General features: G+C 64.3%; 14 protein-coding genes and 1 riboswitch. Of the genes, 3 read left to right on the top strand and 11 right to left on the bottom strand.

From position 1 onward, the window contains the following. The 3 genes from GCU53_RS11060 to GCU53_RS11050 all read right to left on the bottom strand — a co-directional run bounded on the left by GCU53_RS11060 (nucleotide 1) and on the right by GCU53_RS11050 (nucleotide 4,580). Entirely contained in the window at nucleotides 1-1,293 is a 1,293-nt protein-coding gene (locus GCU53_RS11060; protein ID WP_152387662.1) for a restriction endonuclease subunit S, read from the bottom strand. 3 nt (nucleotides 1,294-1,296) lie between these two features. Next, nucleotides 1,297-4,317 (bottom strand): type I restriction endonuclease subunit R, encoded by a 3,021-nt coding sequence (locus GCU53_RS11055; protein ID WP_152387661.1) that lies wholly within the window; start codon nucleotides 4,315-4,317, stop codon nucleotides 1,297-1,299. Between the two features lie 71 nt (nucleotides 4,318-4,388). After that, nucleotides 4,389-4,580, bottom strand: coding sequence for a hypothetical protein (locus GCU53_RS11050; protein WP_061291112.1), 192 nt, complete (start codon nucleotides 4,578-4,580; stop codon nucleotides 4,389-4,391). A gap of 596 nt (nucleotides 4,581-5,176) precedes the next feature. Between GCU53_RS11050 and GCU53_RS26075 the strand changes: the two genes are divergently transcribed. Further along, nucleotides 5,177-5,533, top strand: a complete 357-nt coding sequence (locus GCU53_RS26075) for a BRO-N domain-containing protein (protein WP_280115876.1) — start codon at nucleotides 5,177-5,179, stop codon at nucleotides 5,531-5,533. Here GCU53_RS26075 and GCU53_RS11040 read toward each other — a convergent pair. From GCU53_RS11040 to ahcY, 6 genes are all read right to left on the bottom strand, one after another. Beyond that, nucleotides 5,442-5,735 (bottom strand): hypothetical protein, encoded by a 294-nt coding sequence (locus GCU53_RS11040; RefSeq protein WP_152387660.1) that lies wholly within the window; start codon nucleotides 5,733-5,735, stop codon nucleotides 5,442-5,444. The genes GCU53_RS26075 and GCU53_RS11040 overlap by 92 nt on opposite strands. A gap of 17 nt (nucleotides 5,736-5,752) precedes the next feature. Beyond that, nucleotides 5,753-6,805 (bottom strand): phosphoribosyltransferase, encoded by a 1,053-nt coding sequence (locus tag GCU53_RS11035; RefSeq protein WP_152387659.1) that lies wholly within the window; start codon nucleotides 6,803-6,805, stop codon nucleotides 5,753-5,755. Further along, entirely contained in the window at nucleotides 6,768-7,754 is a 987-nt protein-coding gene (locus tag GCU53_RS11030) for a hypothetical protein (protein WP_152387658.1), read from the bottom strand. The genes GCU53_RS11035 and GCU53_RS11030 overlap by 38 nt, the downstream gene beginning before the upstream one ends. Before the next feature lie 217 nt (nucleotides 7,755-7,971). Beyond that, nucleotides 7,972-9,759 carry an RNA helicase RhlE2 gene (rhlE2, locus tag GCU53_RS11025; protein WP_152387657.1) on the bottom strand — a complete coding sequence of 596 codons (1,788 nt, stop codon included), beginning with the start codon at nucleotides 9,757-9,759 and terminating at the stop codon, nucleotides 7,972-7,974. A gap of 224 nt (nucleotides 9,760-9,983) precedes the next feature. Next, a complete protein-coding gene (gene metF / locus GCU53_RS11020) occupies nucleotides 9,984-10,829 on the bottom strand; it encodes a methylenetetrahydrofolate reductase [NAD(P)H] (protein WP_152387656.1) in 846 nt (281 codons plus the stop codon). Between the two features lie 203 nt (nucleotides 10,830-11,032). Continuing rightward, nucleotides 11,033-12,442 (bottom strand): adenosylhomocysteinase, encoded by a 1,410-nt coding sequence (gene ahcY, locus GCU53_RS11015; RefSeq protein WP_152387655.1) that lies wholly within the window; start codon nucleotides 12,440-12,442, stop codon nucleotides 11,033-11,035. 21 nt (nucleotides 12,443-12,463) lie between these two features. Further along, nucleotides 12,464-12,552, bottom strand: a riboswitch (S-adenosyl-L-homocysteine riboswitch). Between the two features lie 152 nt (nucleotides 12,553-12,704). On the opposite strand from ahcY, the gene GCU53_RS11010 reads away from it, so the two are divergent. Continuing rightward, nucleotides 12,705-13,148, top strand: coding sequence for a c-type cytochrome (locus GCU53_RS11010; protein WP_208845478.1), 444 nt, complete (start codon nucleotides 12,705-12,707; stop codon nucleotides 13,146-13,148). A 95-nt stretch (nucleotides 13,149-13,243) separates the two neighbouring features. Here GCU53_RS11010 and ligB read toward each other — a convergent pair whose 3' ends face one another. After that, nucleotides 13,244-14,917: an NAD-dependent DNA ligase LigB gene (gene ligB / locus GCU53_RS11005; protein ID WP_152387653.1), complete on the bottom strand. Its 1,674-nt coding sequence runs from the start codon at nucleotides 14,915-14,917 to the stop codon at nucleotides 13,244-13,246. A 351-nt stretch (nucleotides 14,918-15,268) separates the two neighbouring features. Further along, entirely contained in the window at nucleotides 15,269-16,600 is a 1,332-nt protein-coding gene (gene fucP, locus GCU53_RS11000) for an L-fucose:H+ symporter permease (RefSeq protein ID WP_152387652.1), read from the bottom strand. A gap of 453 nt (nucleotides 16,601-17,053) precedes the next feature. Here fucP and GCU53_RS10995 point away from each other — a divergent pair, with 453 nt between their 5' ends. Then, complete coding sequence (locus tag GCU53_RS10995; RefSeq protein ID WP_152387651.1) at nucleotides 17,054-18,277, top strand: ROK family transcriptional regulator; 1,224 nt, start codon at nucleotides 17,054-17,056, stop codon at nucleotides 18,275-18,277. The last annotated feature ends 35 nt before the right edge of the window (nucleotides 18,278-18,312 follow it).

The following is an 18,312-nucleotide window of genomic DNA, read 5'->3' as shown; positions in this document are numbered from 1 at the left end:
CTAAACCTCCTCCGGTGAGGGGAATAGACACTGCATGAGCCCCTTGCTGTGGGCTTTCAGCACGAGAAGCTTTTGGGCTTCGGCAGATATTTGACTATCGAGGCTGGACAAAAAGGAAGCGATTCGTTGCTGCTCTGGAAGCGTTGGGAGCAACAGTGGCATGCTTTGAACGCCGATTAGATTCATTCCGGCCTTCGTACCATTATCAGTAGAGGAACGAAAACTGCGCTGAGCAGCGTCCGAAGCCAAGAAATAGGCCACAAACTTGCTACACACGTTGGTATTTTCGAATCGCACTAGAGCGATGTGCTGATTAATGTAAGCAGGAGATGGAACATTATCATCGACGTATCCGACTATCCCAATATCGGCAGTGATAGATATCAAGATGTCATGGGTTCTGAGTTGCGTGCGAACTCCTTCGCTCGCCCCAGATGGCAAGTTCACGAATTTAGAGTCAGTCAGGTCCAGTGAAATCGAATCTCTCGAAAGGTTCGTGATTCGCACGAACAGCGAACCGTGATTCGCGTAGTAAGCAGCCCAGCCGCGCGAACCACTCGTGACAAAGGGCTTAAGCTCAGCAATTCGCAGCGCGTCCCATTCTGGCTGAGTACGGAACTCAGGAAAGCGGAACTGGGGGCGGGATTCGCCTTCGCAGGGGAAAAGCTGCTGCATCAGGCCGCGCTTGTAGGTCTTCAAAGCCTCGACTTTCTGCCTCTGAGCGGAAACCAGCTGGCCCAGCGAGCTCAGGCAGTCAGCGATCTTTCGCTGCTCTTCTATTTGGGGAGCCCATATTTCCCCAGTCAGCACCGCTGCATTGTTCACCTTCATGTCGTTCTTCGCGCCCTTCCTTACAATAGGCTGCAAATAACTATTCAGGTTGTAGTCACTGGAGAAGAAATAATCTAAATAGGCCGGATGTCCCTTTTTGGTAACGTGGTAAACAGCATAGAGTGTAGAGACAATGCCCGGCTTACCTTTGTTTTCTTTAATGATTCCATAGGGATTTCTTTTAAGCGGGCTCTTGGTGTAAACAAGGTCTCCTGTTTCGACAACATGGTATTCCTTGACGCTGGCGCCTGCATAAGATCGCCCCAAAAGCTCGATTTGATTTACACACCCATGATCACCAGATACAGATAGCACTTCCCTAGGTCCAAACCTCAAGTCCCTATTTCGTTGCTTACGTTCGCGAAGCAGCTCGCTAAGGGGCAATCGGTTCCATGGCTCTGCATTCCGAAATTCCGGAAACCGCAACTTCGGCACTAATGCTGCCTTATCTTCTTTCTCCATCGATCAATCCTCGTACGCCTGAAGGCCCGAGATATCCCTGCCTCCTGCGCGCTTTTTCAGCATCGGCACCAGCTCGCTCATCAAGGCCAGTTCCTTCTGCGTGCGGGCCTTCCAGCCCAGCTCCAGCGGGGCGAGCAATTCGGTGAGCTGTTCGCCGTCGAAGATGCGGCGCTCCAGTACCTCGCCCACAAAGCTTTGCAGTGCCGCAGTTGGCAAACCGTGTTTGGCAGCGAGCTCGGTCAGTTCGCGGGTGGCTTTCACCGCCTTGAATTGCTGATAGCCGGCGCGGATGGCGCGCTCGTCCAGGCCCTCGCCGGCCTTGAGGCTCATCACGTATTCGGTAATGTCCTCGCGCTCGTCGATAAACTTGGCGTCGCTCGCGATCAGACTGACCAGTTGTTCGCGGCTCATGGTGGCTTTGCCAGGCTTCTTAGTGGAGAAGTCGGCGATCAGCTTCATGATGTAGTCGTAATCGATGGTGGCGGAAGCGAAGAGCACGAACTCGAAATCGAGCTGCTCCAGCTGCTCGCGCTTGTCATCACCGGGCTTGGCCCGCTCGTCCCGCAGGCGTCTGGCCGTCTCCAGGTACTGGCCACGAAAGGCGTTAAGTTCGTCCGGGGGCAGAGTGGCCTGGATAGCGGCTTCCTGCTCGGGGGTGAGGTCGGTGTACTGGTCGAGCTGGGTTTGCAGCTTCTGCACTTGCTTGAAGACTTCGACAAAGCCGATGCGGGCTTCGTCGCCCTTGAGGGTGGCGATCTCTTCGGGTTTGCCTGAAAGCCCGTATGCCTGCATAAAGCTTTGCAGACCGAGTGCGGCTTCTTGCAGCTTTTCGATAACAGCAGGGGCTTTGTCCACCAGCCAGATCTTGCGCGCCTCATCGGCCTTCGCGCCGGAGAAAAGCGCGATGGCAGCATCCACCGCCTCTTGTTGTCCACGGAAGTCGAGGATGTGGCCAAAAGGCTTGGTGTCATTCAACACGCGGTTGGTGCGACTAAAGGCCTGAATGAGGCCGTGGTGCTTGAGGTTTTTATCGACGTAGAGCGTGTTGAGGTACTTGCTGTCAAAGCCGGTGAGCAGCATATCGACGACTATCGTGATATCGATCTTGTGTTGCGGGGCCTTAGGGTTGGCTTTGCGCAGGTCAGCATCCGGCCATTGCTGATCCTTGATGCGCTGCTGCACGTCCTGATAGTAGAGGTCGAATTCCTCGATGCGGTGGTTCGTATCGAAGCGGGCGTTGTAGCTGGCGATAATGGCTTGCAGCGCTGCCTTCTTGGCGTCCGGTTCCTGCTTGTTGTCTTCCAACTCGGTGGGCAGGTCTTCCTGCAACTGCCGCACATCAGCACTCACATCGCCCGGCGGTGAGAACACGGCGGCGATATTGAGCGGCACGAAGCTGGGGTTTGCCTGCAGCTTCTCGGCTTGGGCCTCTTCAAATAGCGCGTGATAGGCAATGGCGTCATTGATGGAGGCCGTGGCCAGAATCGCGTTGAACTTGCGCCCACCCGTAGCAGCATCGTGCTTGGCGAGGATGGCATCGACGATGGCACGCTTGGCCAGGGCTTCACCAGGCTTGGGCGGATTCTTTCCGTCGGGCTTGTAGTAGTCGACGTGAAAGCGCAGGACGTTACGGTCTTCAATCGCGTGGGTGATGGTGTATTCGTGCAGGGACTGCTGGAAGAGGTCCTGCGTGGTCTTGAGTGTCTGGGTTTCACCGCTGATCTGCTTGACGCTGGCATTGGCCTCGAAGATAGGCGTGCCGGTGAAGCCGAAAAGCTGGGCCTTGGGGAAGAACTCCTTGATAGCCTGATGGTTCTCGCCGAATTGCGAACGATGGCATTCGTCGAAGATGAAGACGATGCGTTTTTCGCGCAGCGCTTCGAGCTGCTCGGCATAGGTGGCAAGCCCACGCTTTTCGCGGCTTTTGTTACGTTTGCTGCCCTCGTCCAGCGCCAGGCCAAGCTTCTGAATGGTGCAGACGATGACCTTGTCGGCTGCGTCGTCCGACAGCATGCGGCGGACGAGCTCGCCAGTGTTGGTGTTGCTCTCGACGCAGCCTTCTTGGAAACGGTTGAATTCCTCGCGGGTCTGGCGGTCAAGGTCTTTGCGGTCGACCACGAAGAGGCACTTTTCAATGTTCAGATTGGCCTTGAGCAGGGTGGAGGCCTTGAAGCTGGTGAGCGTCTTGCCGCTGCCGGTGGTGTGCCAGATGTAGCCGTTGCCGCTGTTTTCTTCGATGCATTTAACGATGTTTTTGACGGCATAGATCTGGTAGGGCCGCATCATGAGCAATTTCTGCTCGCTGGCAACCAGCACCATGTAACGGCTGATCATCTGGCCGAGTGTGCACTTGGGCAGAAAGGCATCGGCAAAGTCATCCAACCCGGTGATCTTGGTGTTATCCAGCACAGCAAATTGGTAAATGGGCAGGAAGCGCTCATCGGCGTTGAAGCTGAAATGCCGGGCGTTGTTGTTGGCGAAGTAGTAAGTGGAATCTCGGTTGCTGACGATAAATACCTGCATGAAGCACAACAGCGTGCGGGTGAAGCCGTTACCAGGGTCGTTCTTGTACTCGACGATCTGCTCGATAGCGCGGCGCGGGTTGATGCCCAGCGTCTTTAGCTCAATCTGCACGACCGGCACACCGTTGATGAGCAGGACGACGTCAAAGCGATGGTGGCTGTTGTCGGTGTTGATCCGCAGCTGATTTACAACCTCGAAACTGTTCTTGCACCAGTCTTCGATGTTGACGAGGGTGTAGTTCAGCGGTGTGCCATCTTCGCGAATAAAGCTATTGCGCATACGCAGCGTTTGCGCGGCAGTAAACACGTCAGGGGTAACGATCTCTTCCAGCAGGCGCGAAAACTCCTCATCAGTGAGATTGACGCGGTTGAGCTGCTGGAACTTTTCACGAAAGTTGGCTTCGAGCGCAGCTCGGTCGCGGATCTCGGGGCGATAGCTGTACTTGAGGTCGCCGAGCTTGGCGAGCAGGCCCTGCTCGATCTGGTGTTCGGTGATGGTCATGAATCTGTCCTGCCGTCATGGAAGCGTAGGTGTAGCGGATAGGCGGCTACCTGTGGCGTATCACAGCCACGTCAAGCATTCGCCTTAGGGGGCTCCCCGCCCGGGCGGTCCAGACTCAAGTCATGATTGCGCGCGTACTCCAGCACCAAAATCTCGACCATCGACGCGACCGAGCGGCGTTCACGATCAGCCGCCAAGCGCAAAAGCTGCTTGATTTCGGCGGAGGTCCGGATAGAAAGGGTTTCGTCCTTCAGGCGTGACATGGCAGAGCCTCGTCAATGATGTCACGCAAATGTACTGCCTTTGTATTTAACTTAACAATACAAATACATGACTTTGATGAAGCTGCGCTGACTGAAGCCTGCATAAGCCCGGCTTCACTAGAAACATCACACCCTCATACTGCGATCCATTCGGTCTGGTGTGCTGTCCGCTTCTGGCCGATTCTGTTGAAAAACTCCCAAAAACTGATTTTTAAGGAGTTTCAGGGAGAAGGATTGAGCAATCCCCTGATAGTAAGTCTCTGTTTATTCAGCGGTTTATGAGAAGCCGACTCTCTTCTTTCAGCTTGGTCGAGCGAGGAAATCGAGTTTTTCAACAGAATCGGCCGATCTCTGCCGTTATGCGGCTCACAGAGATGGCCAAGTCAGGTGCAATAGGTGGTCAAATCCATGCAATTACGCATGCAAGCTGCTTGCAGATCACCTGCCCAAGTTTCGCAACCAGTACGCGCGCGAGGCTCGGCAAGTCACGACTGTGGCAGCACCTTACCCGGCGATTCCCAGCCCCAGCCTGGCCGTCGACGATAGCGAGCGGCCTGCAACTTCGCGTCGTGACCATCGGCGGCGAGCCGTGATTTGTGGCGAAGGACGTAGCTGAGGTGCTGGGGTATGCCAATACCGCTGACGCCATAGCCAAGCATTGCAAGGCTACGAATACTATCGCCATCCGCGATGGAAAACGCGGAAACCCGAATCAGACAATCATCCCCGAGCGCGACTTGTACCGCTTGGTGATGAAGTCGCAACTTCTGTCTGCCGAGCGCTTCGAGGAGTGGGTGGTTGCCGAGGTGCTGCCGTCGATCTGCAAGACGGGCGCATATGTCATGCCTGGCGCGCAGCCGGCTACAGGGTCTGGTCGCGGAACTTGTCCAGCGCCGCATCGAACATCCGGCGCAGGCCGAGATAGGCCTCGGCTTCCGCCGCGTCCAGCTTGACCACCTCGCCCGGCGCGGAGAGCAGCGCCTCGAACTTCTCCTTGGTCCGGTAGCTCTTACCACCCTCGGTGAACCTCACCACGGTCTTGGTGCCAGGGTTAACCACGCCCGCCGCGAGCGCCTTCTCGTCGTAGCTGATCGACAGCAGGCGGCCCAGCTCCAGCACCGCGTCGACGCGCGCCTTCGAGGCCTGCGGCAGCACGTCATAGGCCGCATGGTCTACTGCAACTCGTCGATGATCGAATCGCGCATGGCGAACTGGTCGATGGCGGTCGTGTAGGCCGGCGTGAACTCCTGGTGCAGGGCCGCGATCTGGCGAGGGTGCAGGATGAACTTGGCAATCCGGCCGATATCCTGCTGAAGCTGGCCGATGAAATCCGGCTTGTACTGCGGGGTCTCGTCCAGCGCCTTGGTGGCATCCGCCAGCGCGGTGTCGTCCGGCAGTACAGAAAAGGCCTTCGACGGCCGGACGCTGTAGCGGGTGTCGTCCGGGCCTACAGATGCTTCAGTTCCGGGTCGATCGCCAGTTGCTCGTCCATCCACTTGGCCGAGGCCTCGAAACTTTGCCGCAAGGATTCGATCTCGGATTGCGTCAGGCGATAGGCGTCCCTTGTCGAACGTGAGGAGGGTTCGCGCTTCGGATTGGGTGAGGCCTTCGAAGCCGTAGCCGAAGGTGTCGCGCCACCAGGATTCGATATCGCCGTATTTGCCACGGATTTCCGCCAAGGTGCTGGAGTCGAGAGTCAGTTTGCGAGAGTAGTTCTTGCCGGTCAAGGCGACGGCCCCAAGCACCCGACCGCCGCTGCCCTCGATGTGAGTTTTCAACTGCGCCAAGGTGCCGCCCTGAGTCAGGGTGTCATCGAGGATCAGGTAGTCACCTGGCTCGACCTGGCCGGCGAAGGTCGGCTGGTTGGCGATGCGCTCCAAGGCGTTCGCTTGGGTGCGGCCAACCTTTTCGACCTGAATAGGTCGTGTATCAACGCACAACCCAAGCTGCTTGGCGAGCACCTTCGCCGCAGCCAGAGGAATCCGGTTATCCCCCACCTGCTCGCGAGCCAGAACCGGCACGATGCGCGGCCGGATGCCCTCGGGGATCAGCGCCCGCACCTGTTCCACGAACTCCGGCATCACGGCATCGCGCGCCACGCGCAGCGCCGCGACATCATCGCCGGCCTTCGCGGCGGAATAGTCGGGGTGGTTGTTCAGAAAGCTCAGCGGGTGCGCCAGCACCACGTCAGGGAAGTCTTGACCCCAGCCGCGCCGGGAGTACAAGCCGCCCTCCCGTCCATCGGAACGGCCATCCCCCTGCAACGCCACGGAGGTCAACGCATCCTTCGCCAGGGCGCGCAGTTGGGCCGGCGTCACCCGGCCGAACTGGCGGCCGAAGCACCCAAGCCTTGAGGGCGCCCAGCATGTCATCCATCCAGCGGCTGAAGGCTGCCGGCAGTGCCGCGTACTCCTCGACTGCATAGGCCCCGAACTCCTCAACCTGCAAGCGCGGAGCGGCGCCAGCAGCACGCGAGCGGGCTGCGTCGAACATCTCGTGCGCTTTGCCGGTGGAACGCTCTGCCTGCCGGTACAGGGCGGAAAGCCGGCGCATCAGGTCGCTCCATGCGTCGGAGCCAATCAGCCGTTGCCCGCCGCTGTGGAAGGCCTCATGGAGCAGCACGGCAGGCGCGGCGCGCGACGACAGGTTGCTGGCGACCATGTGAATGGTGCCATCCGTGGTGGTCGCCGCCTGCACCCCGGCAGGAAGGGCACCCAGGCTGCTCGGCAATCCGCTTGCATCGGCATGGATCACCACGCGACCGGCGTCGATCAGGCGACCGACCATCGTCCCGACATCGCCACGGGTGATCGCCGCGCGCAGCTGCTCGGGGGTCATGCCGGCGGCGCTGCCGCTCGCAACGGAAGCCTTGGCCGCCTCTATGCCCTCCTTGCTGGTCACGCGCTCGCCGCCGATCTGCACCGAGTAGCGCGCGTTCGGCTTGCCGCCCTGCTGGCGCTCGACCGCCGCCAGCGCCGCCGCCATCGCCTTGAATCGCTGCGCGCTCATCGATTTCTGCCTCGGTCGGTTGGTCGATTCTGCGGCAAGCTCGTCGCGCAGGTCGTTGGCAAAGCGGATGATATACGGCTTGACGCCAGTCCCGAAGGATTGCAGGACCAGCCGCACGAAGTCGGCCAGGTCGCGCCCAGCCGCTTGCGCGTCGTGGGTGATCACCTGGAGGGCGGAACTGATCGCTCCCCCTGCCGACCACCACGACGAGGCGGGCTGACGACGATCAGCAGCACCCTTCGCGCTCAGACTCTCGCCAAGGTGTGGGCCAAAGTGTGGTCTGGCCGATGTGCTTGTGCTTAAGTCCACGAATGACGCGGTTTATAGAAAAAAGCAAGCCGGCGCGAAGCCGGCTTTTTCGTGGCTGAAGAGCGGTGCTGTCTCACTCCTCGCGGTTGCGCGTCAGCAGTGCCGGCTTCTCGCCGCGCGGGCGGCGGCTGAGCTGGTCGAGCTGTTCCGCAGTGGGGAAGCGATCGTTCTTGGATTCCTTGTGCAGGATCAGCGGCTGCCGCTCCGGCTTGCGCGGTGCTTCCTCGCGGGGCTGCTCACTGCGGTAGGCCGGTACCGGAGCGCGGCGCGGCTGGCCGTGGCCGGAGCCCTGGCCCTGGCGCTTCGGAGCGCGCGGACCCTGGTTCTGAGCCTGGCCGCGGTTGGCGCCGGCCGGCTGGCCGTTCGCGCCCGGACGGCGTCCGCGCTGCGACTTGTTCTGGTAGGGGCTGACGTAGTCGGCACGGTTGCCGAAGTTGTCGATCTCGTCGTCGAGAAACTCCTCGGGATCGCGATCCGGCGGCAGATTGGGCACCGTCGGCTGGCGAGCGGGCTGCGCCTTGGCCTTTTGCTGCGGACGGCGCCCTTGGCCTGTTGGTTCTGGTCCTTGCCGCGGGCCTTCTCCTGGGTTTTTCCCCGGGGTTTTTCCCCGGGGTTTTTCCTGGCCCTTGTCCTTGCCCTTGTCCTTGCGGCCGGCGTTGGCGTTGCGCGGCGGGCGCGGCTCGTGGGGCTCGGGCTTCTCCGCCTCGACGGCGCCGAGGTCAAAGCCTGCCCAGTCGCCTTCCGGGATGCTTTGGCGGGTCATACGCTCGATGGACTTGAGCAGTTTTTCCTCGTCCGGCGCGACCAGCGAGATCGCCTCGCCGCTGCGCCCGGCGCGGCCGGTGCGCCCGATGCGGTGGACGTAGTCCTCCTCGACATTGGGCAGCTCGAAGTTGACCACATGGGGCAACTGGTCGATATCCAGGCCGCGGGCGGCGATGTCGGTGGCGACCAGGAGGCGGATGGCGCCGCTCTTGAAGTCGGCCAGGGCCTTGGTGCGGGCGTTCTGGCTCTTGTTGCCGTGGATCGCCGCGGCCGGCAGGCCGTGCTTGTCGAGATACTCGGCGAGACGGTTGGCGCCGTGCTTGGTGCGGGTGAACACCAGCACCTGCTCCCAGGCGCCCTGGGTGACCAGGTGGGCGAGCAGGGCGCGCTTGTGGCTGGCCGGCAGGCGGAAGGCGCGCTGCTCGATGCGCTCCACGGTGGTGTTCGGCGGGGTCACCTCGATGCGCTCGGGATCGTGCAGCAGCTTGTTGGTGAGGTTGATGATGTCCTGGGAGAAGGTCGCCGAGAACAGCAGGTTCTGGCGCTTGGCCGGCAGCTTGGCGAGCACCTTCTTGACGTCGTGGATGAAGCCCATGTCGAGCATGCGGTCGGCTTCGTCGAGCACCAGGATCTCCACGTGGGAGAGGTCGACACTGCCCTGGCCGGCCAGGTCGAGCAGGCGTCCGGGACAGGCCACCAGCACGTCGACGCCGCGGGACAGGGCCTGGACCTGCGGGTTCATGCCGACCCCGCCGAAGATGCAGGTGCTGACCAGTTTCAGGTCACGGGCGTAGAGCTTGAAGCTGTCGTGCACCTGGGCGGCCAGTTCGCGGGTCGGGGTCAGCACCAGCACGCGGGCCTGGCGCGGACCATGGCGGTGTTCCTTGTCCGGGTGGCCGCCGGGGAACAGTCGTTCGAGTACGGGGAGGGCGAAGCCGCCGGTCTTGCCGGTACCGGTCTGGGCGGCAACCATCAGATCGCGGCCCTGCAACACGGCGGGAATGGCCCGCTGTTGCACGGGAGTGGGCTGGGCATAGCCGGCGGCCTCGATGGCGCGGACCAATGCCTCGGAGAGCCCGAGGGAAGCAAAGGACATGGGAAATCCTGTCTGGTTAGGGCGGGGCCCGAAGGTACGAACGTGCCGGGCGCGAATCACGCGAGAGCGCGTGACCCCGACCGGTCTTGCTGGGCCTGCGTCGGCCGAGCAGCCGGGCGCAAGCCTGGCGGAAGCTTGGAGTATAACAGAGCTGCGCTTTTGGGAAGTGCGTTGCAGACGGCTTCCGGCGCCCCGGTCGGGGCGCGCGGTGCCGGGCATGCGTTTCAGCGCGGCAGCCCGAGGTTGTTCCAGATCGCCAGGCTGGGTTCGGCCTGGTTCAGGGTGTAGAAGTGCAGGCCCGGCGCGCCGCCGGCGAGGAGTTTCTCGCACATCTCGGTCACCACCTGCTCGCCGAAGGCCTGGATACTCTCCAGGTCGTCGCCGTAGGCCTCCAGTTGCTTGCGCACCCAGCGCGGCAGTTCCGCGCCGCAGGCATCGGAGAAGCGTGCCAGCTTGCTGTAGTTGGTGATCGGCATGATGCCCGGGACGATCGGCTGTTCCACGCCCAGCTTGCGTACCCGCTCGACGAAGTAAAAGTAGCTGTCGGCGTTGAAGAAGTACTGGGTGATGGCACTGTTCGCTCCGGCCTTCATCTTGGCGGCGAAGTGGCGGAGGTCGTCCTCGAAGTTGCGCGCCTGGGGGTGCATCTCCGGGTAGGCGGCGACCTCGATGTGGAAGTGCCCGCCGGTTTCGGCGCGGATGAACTCCACCAGGTCGCTGGCATGACGCAGCTCGCCGCTGGCCATGCCCATGCCCGAGGGCAGGTCGCCGCGCAGGGCGACGATGCGGCGGATGCCGGCGTCCTGGTAGGTGTTCAGCAGGCTGCGCAGTTCGGCCTTGCTGTCGCCGACGCAGGACAGGTGCGGCGCGGTCGGCACCTTCACCTCGCCGTCGAGCTGCCGCACGGTATCGAGGGTGCGGTCACGGGTCGAGCCGCCGGCGCCGTAGGTGCAGGAGAAGAAATCGGGGCTGCAGCCGGCCAACTGGCGGGCCACGGCCATCAGTTTTTCGTGCCCGGCCTCGGTCTTGGTCGGGAAGAATTCGAAGCTGTAGCGACGTTCTTGTGTCATGGAGTCGATCCGTTCGGGTGTAGGGCGGAAAGCCGGAGCTGTTCGCCGCCACAGTCATGGTGGACGACTGCGGTCGTCCACCCTGTGGGGTCGCATCTGTGCGTAGGGTGGATGGCCACCCCGTGGAAAACGCGCGGAGCGCTTTTCCACCGCCTTGGTATGGCAGGTGGAAAAGGCCGTTGGCCGTTTTCCAGCCTACGGAATCAGTAGCGATAGCTGTCCGGCTTGAACGGACCGTCGACGTTCACGCCGATGTACTCGGCCTGCTGGCCGGTCAGGCGGGTGACCACGCCCCCGAAGCCCTTGACCATCTCCAGCGCCACTTCCTCGTCGAGCTTCTTCAGCAGCACCTCGACGGAGATGCGCCCGGCCTTCTCGGCCGCCGGCAGGTCGGCGAAGCGGGCGCCGAAGAGGTGGATCTGCGCCAGCACCTGGTTGGCGAAGGAGCCATCCATGATCCGGCTCGGGTGGCCGGTGGCGTTGCCCAGGTTCACCAGGCGGCCCTCGGCGAGCAGGATCAGGTAGTCGTCGTTGTGCGGATCGAAGCCGTCGCGGCCGGTGCGGTGGACCTTGTGCACCTGCGGCTTGACCTCTTCCCAGGCCCAGTTGGCACGCATGAAGGCGGTGTCGATCTCGCTGTCGAAGTGGCCGATGTTGCAGACCACGGCGCGCTTCTTCAGCGCCTTGAGCATGTGGGCGTCGCAGACGTTGACGTTGCCGGTGGTGGTGACGATCAGGTCGATCCTGCCGAGCAGCGCCTTGTCGATGCTGGCCTCGCTGCCGTCGTTCTCGCCGTTCAGGTAGGGGGAGACCAGCTCGAAGCCGTCCATGCAGGCCTGCATGGCGCAGATCGGGTCGACTTCCGAGACCTTGACGATCATGCCTTCCTGGCGCAGCGACTGCGCCGAGCCCTTACCCACGTCGCCGTAGCCGATCACCAGCGCCTGCTTGCCGGACAGCAGATGGTCGGTGCCGCGCTTGATGGCGTCGTTCAGGCTGTGGCGGCAGCCGTACTTGTTGTCGTTCTTGCTCTTGGTCACCGAGTCGTTGACGTTGATCGCCGGGACCTTCAGGGTGCCGGCCTTGAGCATGTCGTACAGGCGATGCACGCCGGTGGTGGTCTCCTCGGTGATGCCGTGGACCTTCTCCAGCATCTGCGGGTACTTCTGGTGCAGGATGGCAGTCAGGTCGCCGCCGTCGTCCAGCACCATGTTGGCGTCCCACGGCTTGCCGTCCTTGAGGATGGTCTGCTCGATGCACCACTCGTACTCGGCTTCGGTCTCGCCCTTCCAGGCGAACACCGGGATGCCGGCGGCGGCGATGGCCGCGGCAGCCTGGTCCTGGGTCGAGAAGATGTTGCAGGACGACCAGCGCACTTCCGCCCCGAGCGCGACCAGGGTTTCGATCAGCACTGCGGTCTGGATGGTCATGTGGATGCAGCCGAGGATCTTCGCGCCCTTGAGCGGCTGCTCGGCGGCATACTTGCGACGCAGGCCCATCAGCGCCGGCATCTCGGATTCGGCGATGATGATTTCCTTGCGGCCCCAGTCGGCCAGGGCAATGTCGGCGACCTTGTAATCGGTGAAAGCGGCAGGCGTCATGACAGCGCTCATGCAGAGTCTCCATTCGTAATGTGCGAATGGGCGCCGTTGATGCGTTCGAAAAACGCCCCTTCCGAGCCTGACAGGCCGATGGCAGGCCTGCTGCAGCGCCCCTCGGAAGGGTGGCGGGAACGGCCGAAGCGGAGTCGGCCGTGGAAAACCCGTCCGATTATAGCCGCCTGTGCCGGCAAACCCCAAGGGGGCGGCAGGTCGTGCAATGGCCGGCGAGGCGGAGGATAATCGCCGCCCTTCGCCAGCCATCCCTGAACGAGCCATGACTTTCAAGCCGATTCTGCTGGGCGTGATCGCCCTGGCCCTGGTCGCCTGCAACGGTGTCGACCCCAACTCGCCGCTCGGCAAGCGCCAGGCGATCTTCAAGCAGATGCTCAAGACCAGCGAGGACCTCGGCGGCATGCTGCGCGGCCGGCTGAGCTTCGACGAGCAGCGTTTCGCCGACGGCGCGGCGCGCCTCGATGCGCTGTCGCGCCAGCCCTGGCAGCACTTCCCGCAGATCAGGGAAGAGGACAGCAGCGCCCGCGACGAGGTCTGGCAGCGCCAGGAGCGCTTCCGCCAGCTGGCCGAGGACCTGGAGCGGAGCACCGCGGCGCTGGTCGCGGCGACCGCCGCCCGGCCGCTGGAACCCAGGGCCCTGGCGCCGCACGTGCAGCGCGTGGAAGATGCCTGCGAGGCCTGCCACCGGGAGTTCCGCGCCTACTGAGGGGTGCGTGGGGGAAACCGTGTCTGGTGGATAAGGCTGCGCCGTTATCCACCCTGCGGCTCGGCCCGGCGTCGCAGCGCTTTCCAGCGCATGCTTTAGAAGCCCTCGACGCCTGCCGCCTGCAATCGCTGCCGCAGCGCCTGCACCTCCGGATGCCGGAAGAAGGCCTGCAGCCGGCGGGCGCGGCCGGGGCCGATGCCCGGCTCGCGCTGCCACTGCTCCTGGCTGCGTCCGGCCAACTCGTCCCACGAGAGCGGCAGCGCCGCCTCGCCGGCCGGCGGCAGGCCGAGGGCCCGCAGCCACACCGGGAAGGGGCGCTGCCGGGCCGTGCGGAAACGCTCGGCGAGCAGGCTGGCGCTGCGCTCGCCGAAGCCGGGCAGCTCGGCCAGCTCTGCCTCGTCCAGCGCCAGCCAGCCGAGCAGATCCTCGAGCCGGCCGCTTTCCAGCAGGGCTTCCCAAGTGCCGCGGCCGATCCCGCCCAAGGCCAGGCCGTGCCGGCCGCCCAGCCAGTCGAGGCGGGCGAGGAACTGCTCCTCGCAGCCTGCCACCGGCCGCCAGCAGCTCAGCGCGTGATAGGCGGCCGGATCGGGCGAAGGCTGCGCCGGGCGTTCGGCGGCGCGCCAGACCACGCTTTCCACCTGCGGAATGCTCAATCCGGCCAGGCGGATCGCCACCTGGTCGCCGGGACGGATGTCGAGCGCCTGCCAGCGGCGCAGCGAGCCGAGGGCGACCCGGCGGATCTGCCGGTCGTCCAGGCGCACCGGCTGCACCTCGACGACCGGGGTGATGCGCCCGCTGCGGCCGATGCGAAAGCGTACCGCCCGTACCTCGGCCAAGGCCTGGGCGAGGGGGTATTTCCAGGCCACCGCCCAGTGCGGCGGCTCGGCCCGCCAGCGCTCGCCCGGCGGACGCCGGCCCTGGCGCAGCACCACGCCGTCGCTGGCGAAGGGCAGCGGCTCGCGGTACCAGCGCTCGCGCCACTGGCGCGCCGCGGCGAAGTCGGCCACGGCGTGGCTGTAGCGGCGCGTGTCGGCGAAGCCGAGGCGCTCCAGGCCGTCCAGCCGCTCCGTCATTTCATCCGGACCGTTCGGCCAGTCCCAGACGAACAGGCCGATCCCGGCGGCCGTCGCCTCATCCAGCGTGTCGCGTGCCAGCAGGCCGGCGACCCTGGCCCGTGCACCCCGGCTGCCGGCCTCGGCCTGCACGTGGCCGGACAGCCGCCAGTAGAACTCGCCCTGCAGGATCAGATGGCGCCGGTCCGCGATTTCCTGCGGCACCGCCGGCAGGCGGCGGGCGTGGACCGTCCAGTCCTGCCCGCGCTGCCCGTCACCCCGGCTGATGGCCCGGCGCAGGCGTCCGCCGACGTATTCCAGGCTGACCGCCACGCCGTCCACCTTGGGCTGGATCCAGAGTCCCTCGCGGCTGGCCATCCAGTTCTGCACGGCGCCCTCGTCGAGCTTGGCGAGACCGGTGTGCGGCAGCGGGTGGGGGAGCGTCCCACCGCTGGCGGCGAGCGGTTCGGGTGCGGCGACGGCCTGCTGCGGAAAGCAGCGGTTCCAGCTGGCCAGGCGGGCGCGGGCCTGGTCGTAGAGCTCGTCCGCCACGGGACTGCGGCCCTCGTGGTGGTACGCGTCGTCCCACAGGCGCAGGCGCTCGGCGAGCGCCGCCAGCTCGGCGCCGGCGCGCGACTCCGGCCAGTCGGGGCAGGGCGCGGCGAGCGCGGGGAGGGCGAACAGACAAAGAACGGAAAGCGCGATCCGGCGGGTCATCGAGGCATCCTTGCTCGGCAGGGGGCGATCGCCGCGGCGGTCCGGCGGCGGGCGGAGCGCTCCAGTCTAGGCACTGGCGCCGCGCGCCCGAAGGCGCGGCTGCCGAAGTCTTGACGGGCGTCACGGCCTGGCAGGGGGGAGGCTATTCCGGTCAGCGGGAGGAGCTGTCATTGTCAACCGGCAGGCATGCATCGACAGAGGGGGCGCCGACGCCGGTCTGACACCGCTTCGCGGCGGTTGTGGCGCTGCGCCGTCTCTTGCTCGGACTGCACTGGCCGGATGCGGAAAGGCGCACCATGGGTGCGCCTTTCTTGCCGATCGGTCTGCCGCGGTCGGGAAGTGACCGCGTCGTCACGCGAGTTCGGCCACCTTGCGTGCGGTGGAGCGGAAGTCGAACAGGCCGGCCTTCGAGGTGCTCAGGTGGAACAGGCCGTATGCCGCCACCGGCAGGAAGCAGAATCCCGGCACCGCAAAGGAAGCTGCCGCGCCGTAGGCGTCGATCGCCGCGCCCTGGACCATCGGCATCAATGCGCCGCCCAGGAGCGTCATGACCAGCCCCGCCGAGCCGAACTTCGTCTCCTCCTCGCTGAGTCCCATCAGCGCAATGCCGTAGATGGTCGGGAACATCAGCGAGAGGCAGGCGGAGACCGCCACGAGCGCCCAGACACCGGAGGCGCCGGGGTTGAGGACGGCATAGAGGCAAAGGCCCGCGGCCGCGAAGCCAAGCAGCACCAGCAGCAGGGAGGGACGGACATAACCCATCGCCCAGGTCGCCACGAAGCGCGCGACGAGGAAGACGATCATGCTGTATTGCAGATACATCCCGGCCGAGGCGTGGTCGGCGCCGGTGGCCTGCTGCGCGTACTGGATGGTGAAGGTCCAGGTGCAGGTCTGGGCCGCGATGTAGAAGAACAGCGCCACGACCCCCCAGCGGTAATGCGCGTTGTGGAACAGTCGCCCGCAAATGGCGGCGAACCCGCCGTTGCCCGGCTGCGCTTCCTTCGCCTTCGCTTTCTCCTGGGCCGGCATGCGGGTCAGAGCGATGCCGATCCAGATCGCCAGCAGGACGAAGGCGAAGCCGACGTAGGGCAGCATGACCGCCTGCAGTTCGGTCGAGCGGATGGTGAGCAGGTCCGCCTGGCTCATCGTGGCCCGCTCGACGGCCGTGGCGGAGTTCAGGTTCGGTAGGATCAGGGTGGCCGCCAGCAGGACGCCGATGTTGGTCCCGACCGGGTTGAAGGACTGCGCGAGGTTCAGGCGGCGGGTCGCGTTGCCTTCAGGCCCCATGGAGATGACGAAGGGGTTCGCCGAGGTTTCCAGGATCGCCAGCCCGCCGGCCAGGGTGAACAGCGCCAGCAGGAACAGGCCGTAAGTCATCGCCAGGCTGGCGGGATAGAAGAGCAGCGCCCCGCTGATGGCCAAGCCCAGGCCGACCAGCACGCCGGTCTTGTAGGAGTAGTGCTGGTTGATGAGCGCCGCCGGGATGGCCAGCAGGAAATACGCCCCGTAGTAGGCGAACTGGACCAGCGAGGCCTGCAGGGAACTCATGCTGAAGACCGTGCTGAAGACCTGCACGAGCGGGTCGGTCATGTTGGCGACCACGCCCCAGGCGGCGAAGCAGCAGACCAGCAGGATGAAGGGCAGGAGCTTGTCCCGGTGTACGAATTCTCGACGTGTCGGCATATCTGCGTCTCCAGAAGTTCAATTCTTGTGAATTATTTTGTCGAAGTGCCGTTGTCCGCCCCTTCCCTGGACAAGAAAAGTCCACTGAATGGCTGTCGGATTGCCGGGAAAAATGCTTGCTGAAACGATTCATGTCAATGATTTTTTCATATTTGCCGATAGTCGTGGCTCGGCAGGCCATTCGCCGGGTTTCTGAAGATTTCCTGAAAAAGCCTTCCCGATCTGGTGAAATACGCCCCTTTCGCCAGGAAAACGGCCTGTAGCGGGGGCGTTTTCGGCGAGGTCGGGCAGGTCGCAGGCGCGACCCCGAAATGCACCATGGGAATTGGGAGGGGATGTCTTGAACTACCGCGGCATTGCTGCTTTTTCGCGCAGCCGGCCGCGCGGCCGGGAGGCCGCGGGGCCGATTCGGCGCTTGCCCCGAGGCTGGAGGACGCGCACAGATTGAACGGCATGACGATCGTACCCGAAGGGGTGGAGCATGACGGCATGGGCGGCCTGCGCGGCTCGAATCTGCGCGGCGTGCGGGCGCACAACGAACGTCTCGTGCTGTCGCTGTTGCGCAGCCGTGGCGAGATGACCAAGGCCGAACTCACCCGGGTGACCGGGCTCTCGGCGCAGACGGTTTCCGTGATCATGCGCGCGCTGGAGGACGACGGGCTGATCTGTCGCGGCCAGCCGCTGCGCGGCCGGATCGGCCAGCCGTCGGTGCCGCTCGGGCTGGCGCGGGAGGGGGCGTTCAGCCTCGGCCTGAAGGTCGGCCATCGCAGCCTCGACCTGGTGCTGGTGGACTTCCTCGGCGGCATCCGCTCCCGGGTGACCGAACGCCATCACTACCCGACGCCCGACGCGGTGGTGCGTTTCGCGAACTCCGCGGTCGCCGACATTCTCAGCCAGATCGGCGCCGAAGAGCGCGCCCGGATCGCCGGACTGGGGATCGCCATGCCGTTCCAGATCTGGGACTGGTGGCGCACCCTGGGCGTTCCGGAGGAAGCGCTGATCGACTGGCGCGAGCGCAATATCGGGGCCGAGATCGGCGCGGCGACCGGCTTTCCGGTCTACGTGCAGAACGACGCCACGGCCGCCTGCGGCGCGGAGCTGCTCTTCGGGCACGGGCACACGCCGCGGGACTTCCTGTATTTCTATGTCGGGTATTTCATCGGTGGCGGGATCGTCCTGAACGGCAGTCTGGTGCCCGGGCGAACCGGCAATGCCGGGGCGATCGGCTCCATGCCGGTGCCAGACGGGCGGGGCGGACAGGCCGTGCTGCTCGACATCGCCTCGCTGTCGGTGCTGGAGCGGACGCTGGGCGCCGCGGACGAGGCGGCCGACCGCCTGTGGGACACACCCTCGGAATGGCATTTCCCGCAGGCCCTGGTCGAGGCCTGGGCCGACGAGGCGGCGCGCGCGATCGCCGCCGCGTCCGCGGCGGCGGCAGCGGTCTACGACTTCGAGGCCTGCCTCGTCGATGGCTGGATGCCCGTCCGCATCCGGACCCTGCTGGTAGAGAGGGTGCGGGTCCATCTGGCGGAAATCCCGGCCAGCGGCATCCGCCTGCCGCTGATCGAGGCGGGCACCATCGGCGCCCATGCCCGCTCGCTCGGCGCGGCGAGCCTGCCGCTGTCGGCCCGCTTCCTGCTCGACCTGCAGGCCTTCGCCTCGGCTGGCGCCAGCTGAGGCGCGGCTATCCCGGCTATCCTGGTCAACCTCCC

Origin of the sequence: Azotobacter salinestris (genome assembly GCF_009363155.1) — a bacterium.
Classification (GTDB): Bacteria; Pseudomonadota; Gammaproteobacteria; order Pseudomonadales; family Pseudomonadaceae; genus Azotobacter; species Azotobacter salinestris.
The sequence above is the reverse complement of the archived record's forward strand: the minus strand, read 5'-3'. Positions and strand labels throughout refer to the sequence as shown.

Coding starts and splice junctions, on each gene's coding strand:
- GCU53_RS11060 (WP_152387662.1), bottom strand. CDS start 1,293: ATGGAGAAAGAAGATAAGGCAGCATTAGTGCCGAAGTTGCGGTTTCCG.
- metF (WP_152387656.1), bottom strand. CDS start 10,829: ATGACACAAGAACGTCGCTACAGCTTCGAATTCTTCCCGACCAAGACC.
- GCU53_RS11010 (WP_208845478.1), top strand. CDS start 12,705: ATGACTTTCAAGCCGATTCTGCTGGGCGTGATCGCCCTGGCCCTGGTC.
- GCU53_RS11055 (WP_152387661.1), bottom strand. CDS start 4,317: ATGACCATCACCGAACACCAGATCGAGCAGGGCCTGCTCGCCAAGCTC.
- ligB (WP_152387653.1), bottom strand. CDS start 14,917: ATGACCCGCCGGATCGCGCTTTCCGTTCTTTGTCTGTTCGCCCTCCCC.
- GCU53_RS11050 (WP_061291112.1), bottom strand. CDS start 4,580: ATGTCACGCCTGAAGGACGAAACCCTTTCTATCCGGACCTCCGCCGAA.
- ahcY (WP_152387655.1), bottom strand. CDS start 12,442: ATGAGCGCTGTCATGACGCCTGCCGCTTTCACCGATTACAAGGTCGCC.
- fucP (WP_152387652.1), bottom strand. CDS start 16,600: ATGCCGACACGTCGAGAATTCGTACACCGGGACAAGCTCCTGCCCTTC.
- GCU53_RS10995 (WP_152387651.1), top strand. CDS start 17,054: ATGACGATCGTACCCGAAGGGGTGGAGCATGACGGCATGGGCGGCCTG.
- rhlE2 (WP_152387657.1), bottom strand. CDS start 9,759: ATGTCCTTTGCTTCCCTCGGGCTCTCCGAGGCATTGGTCCGCGCCATC.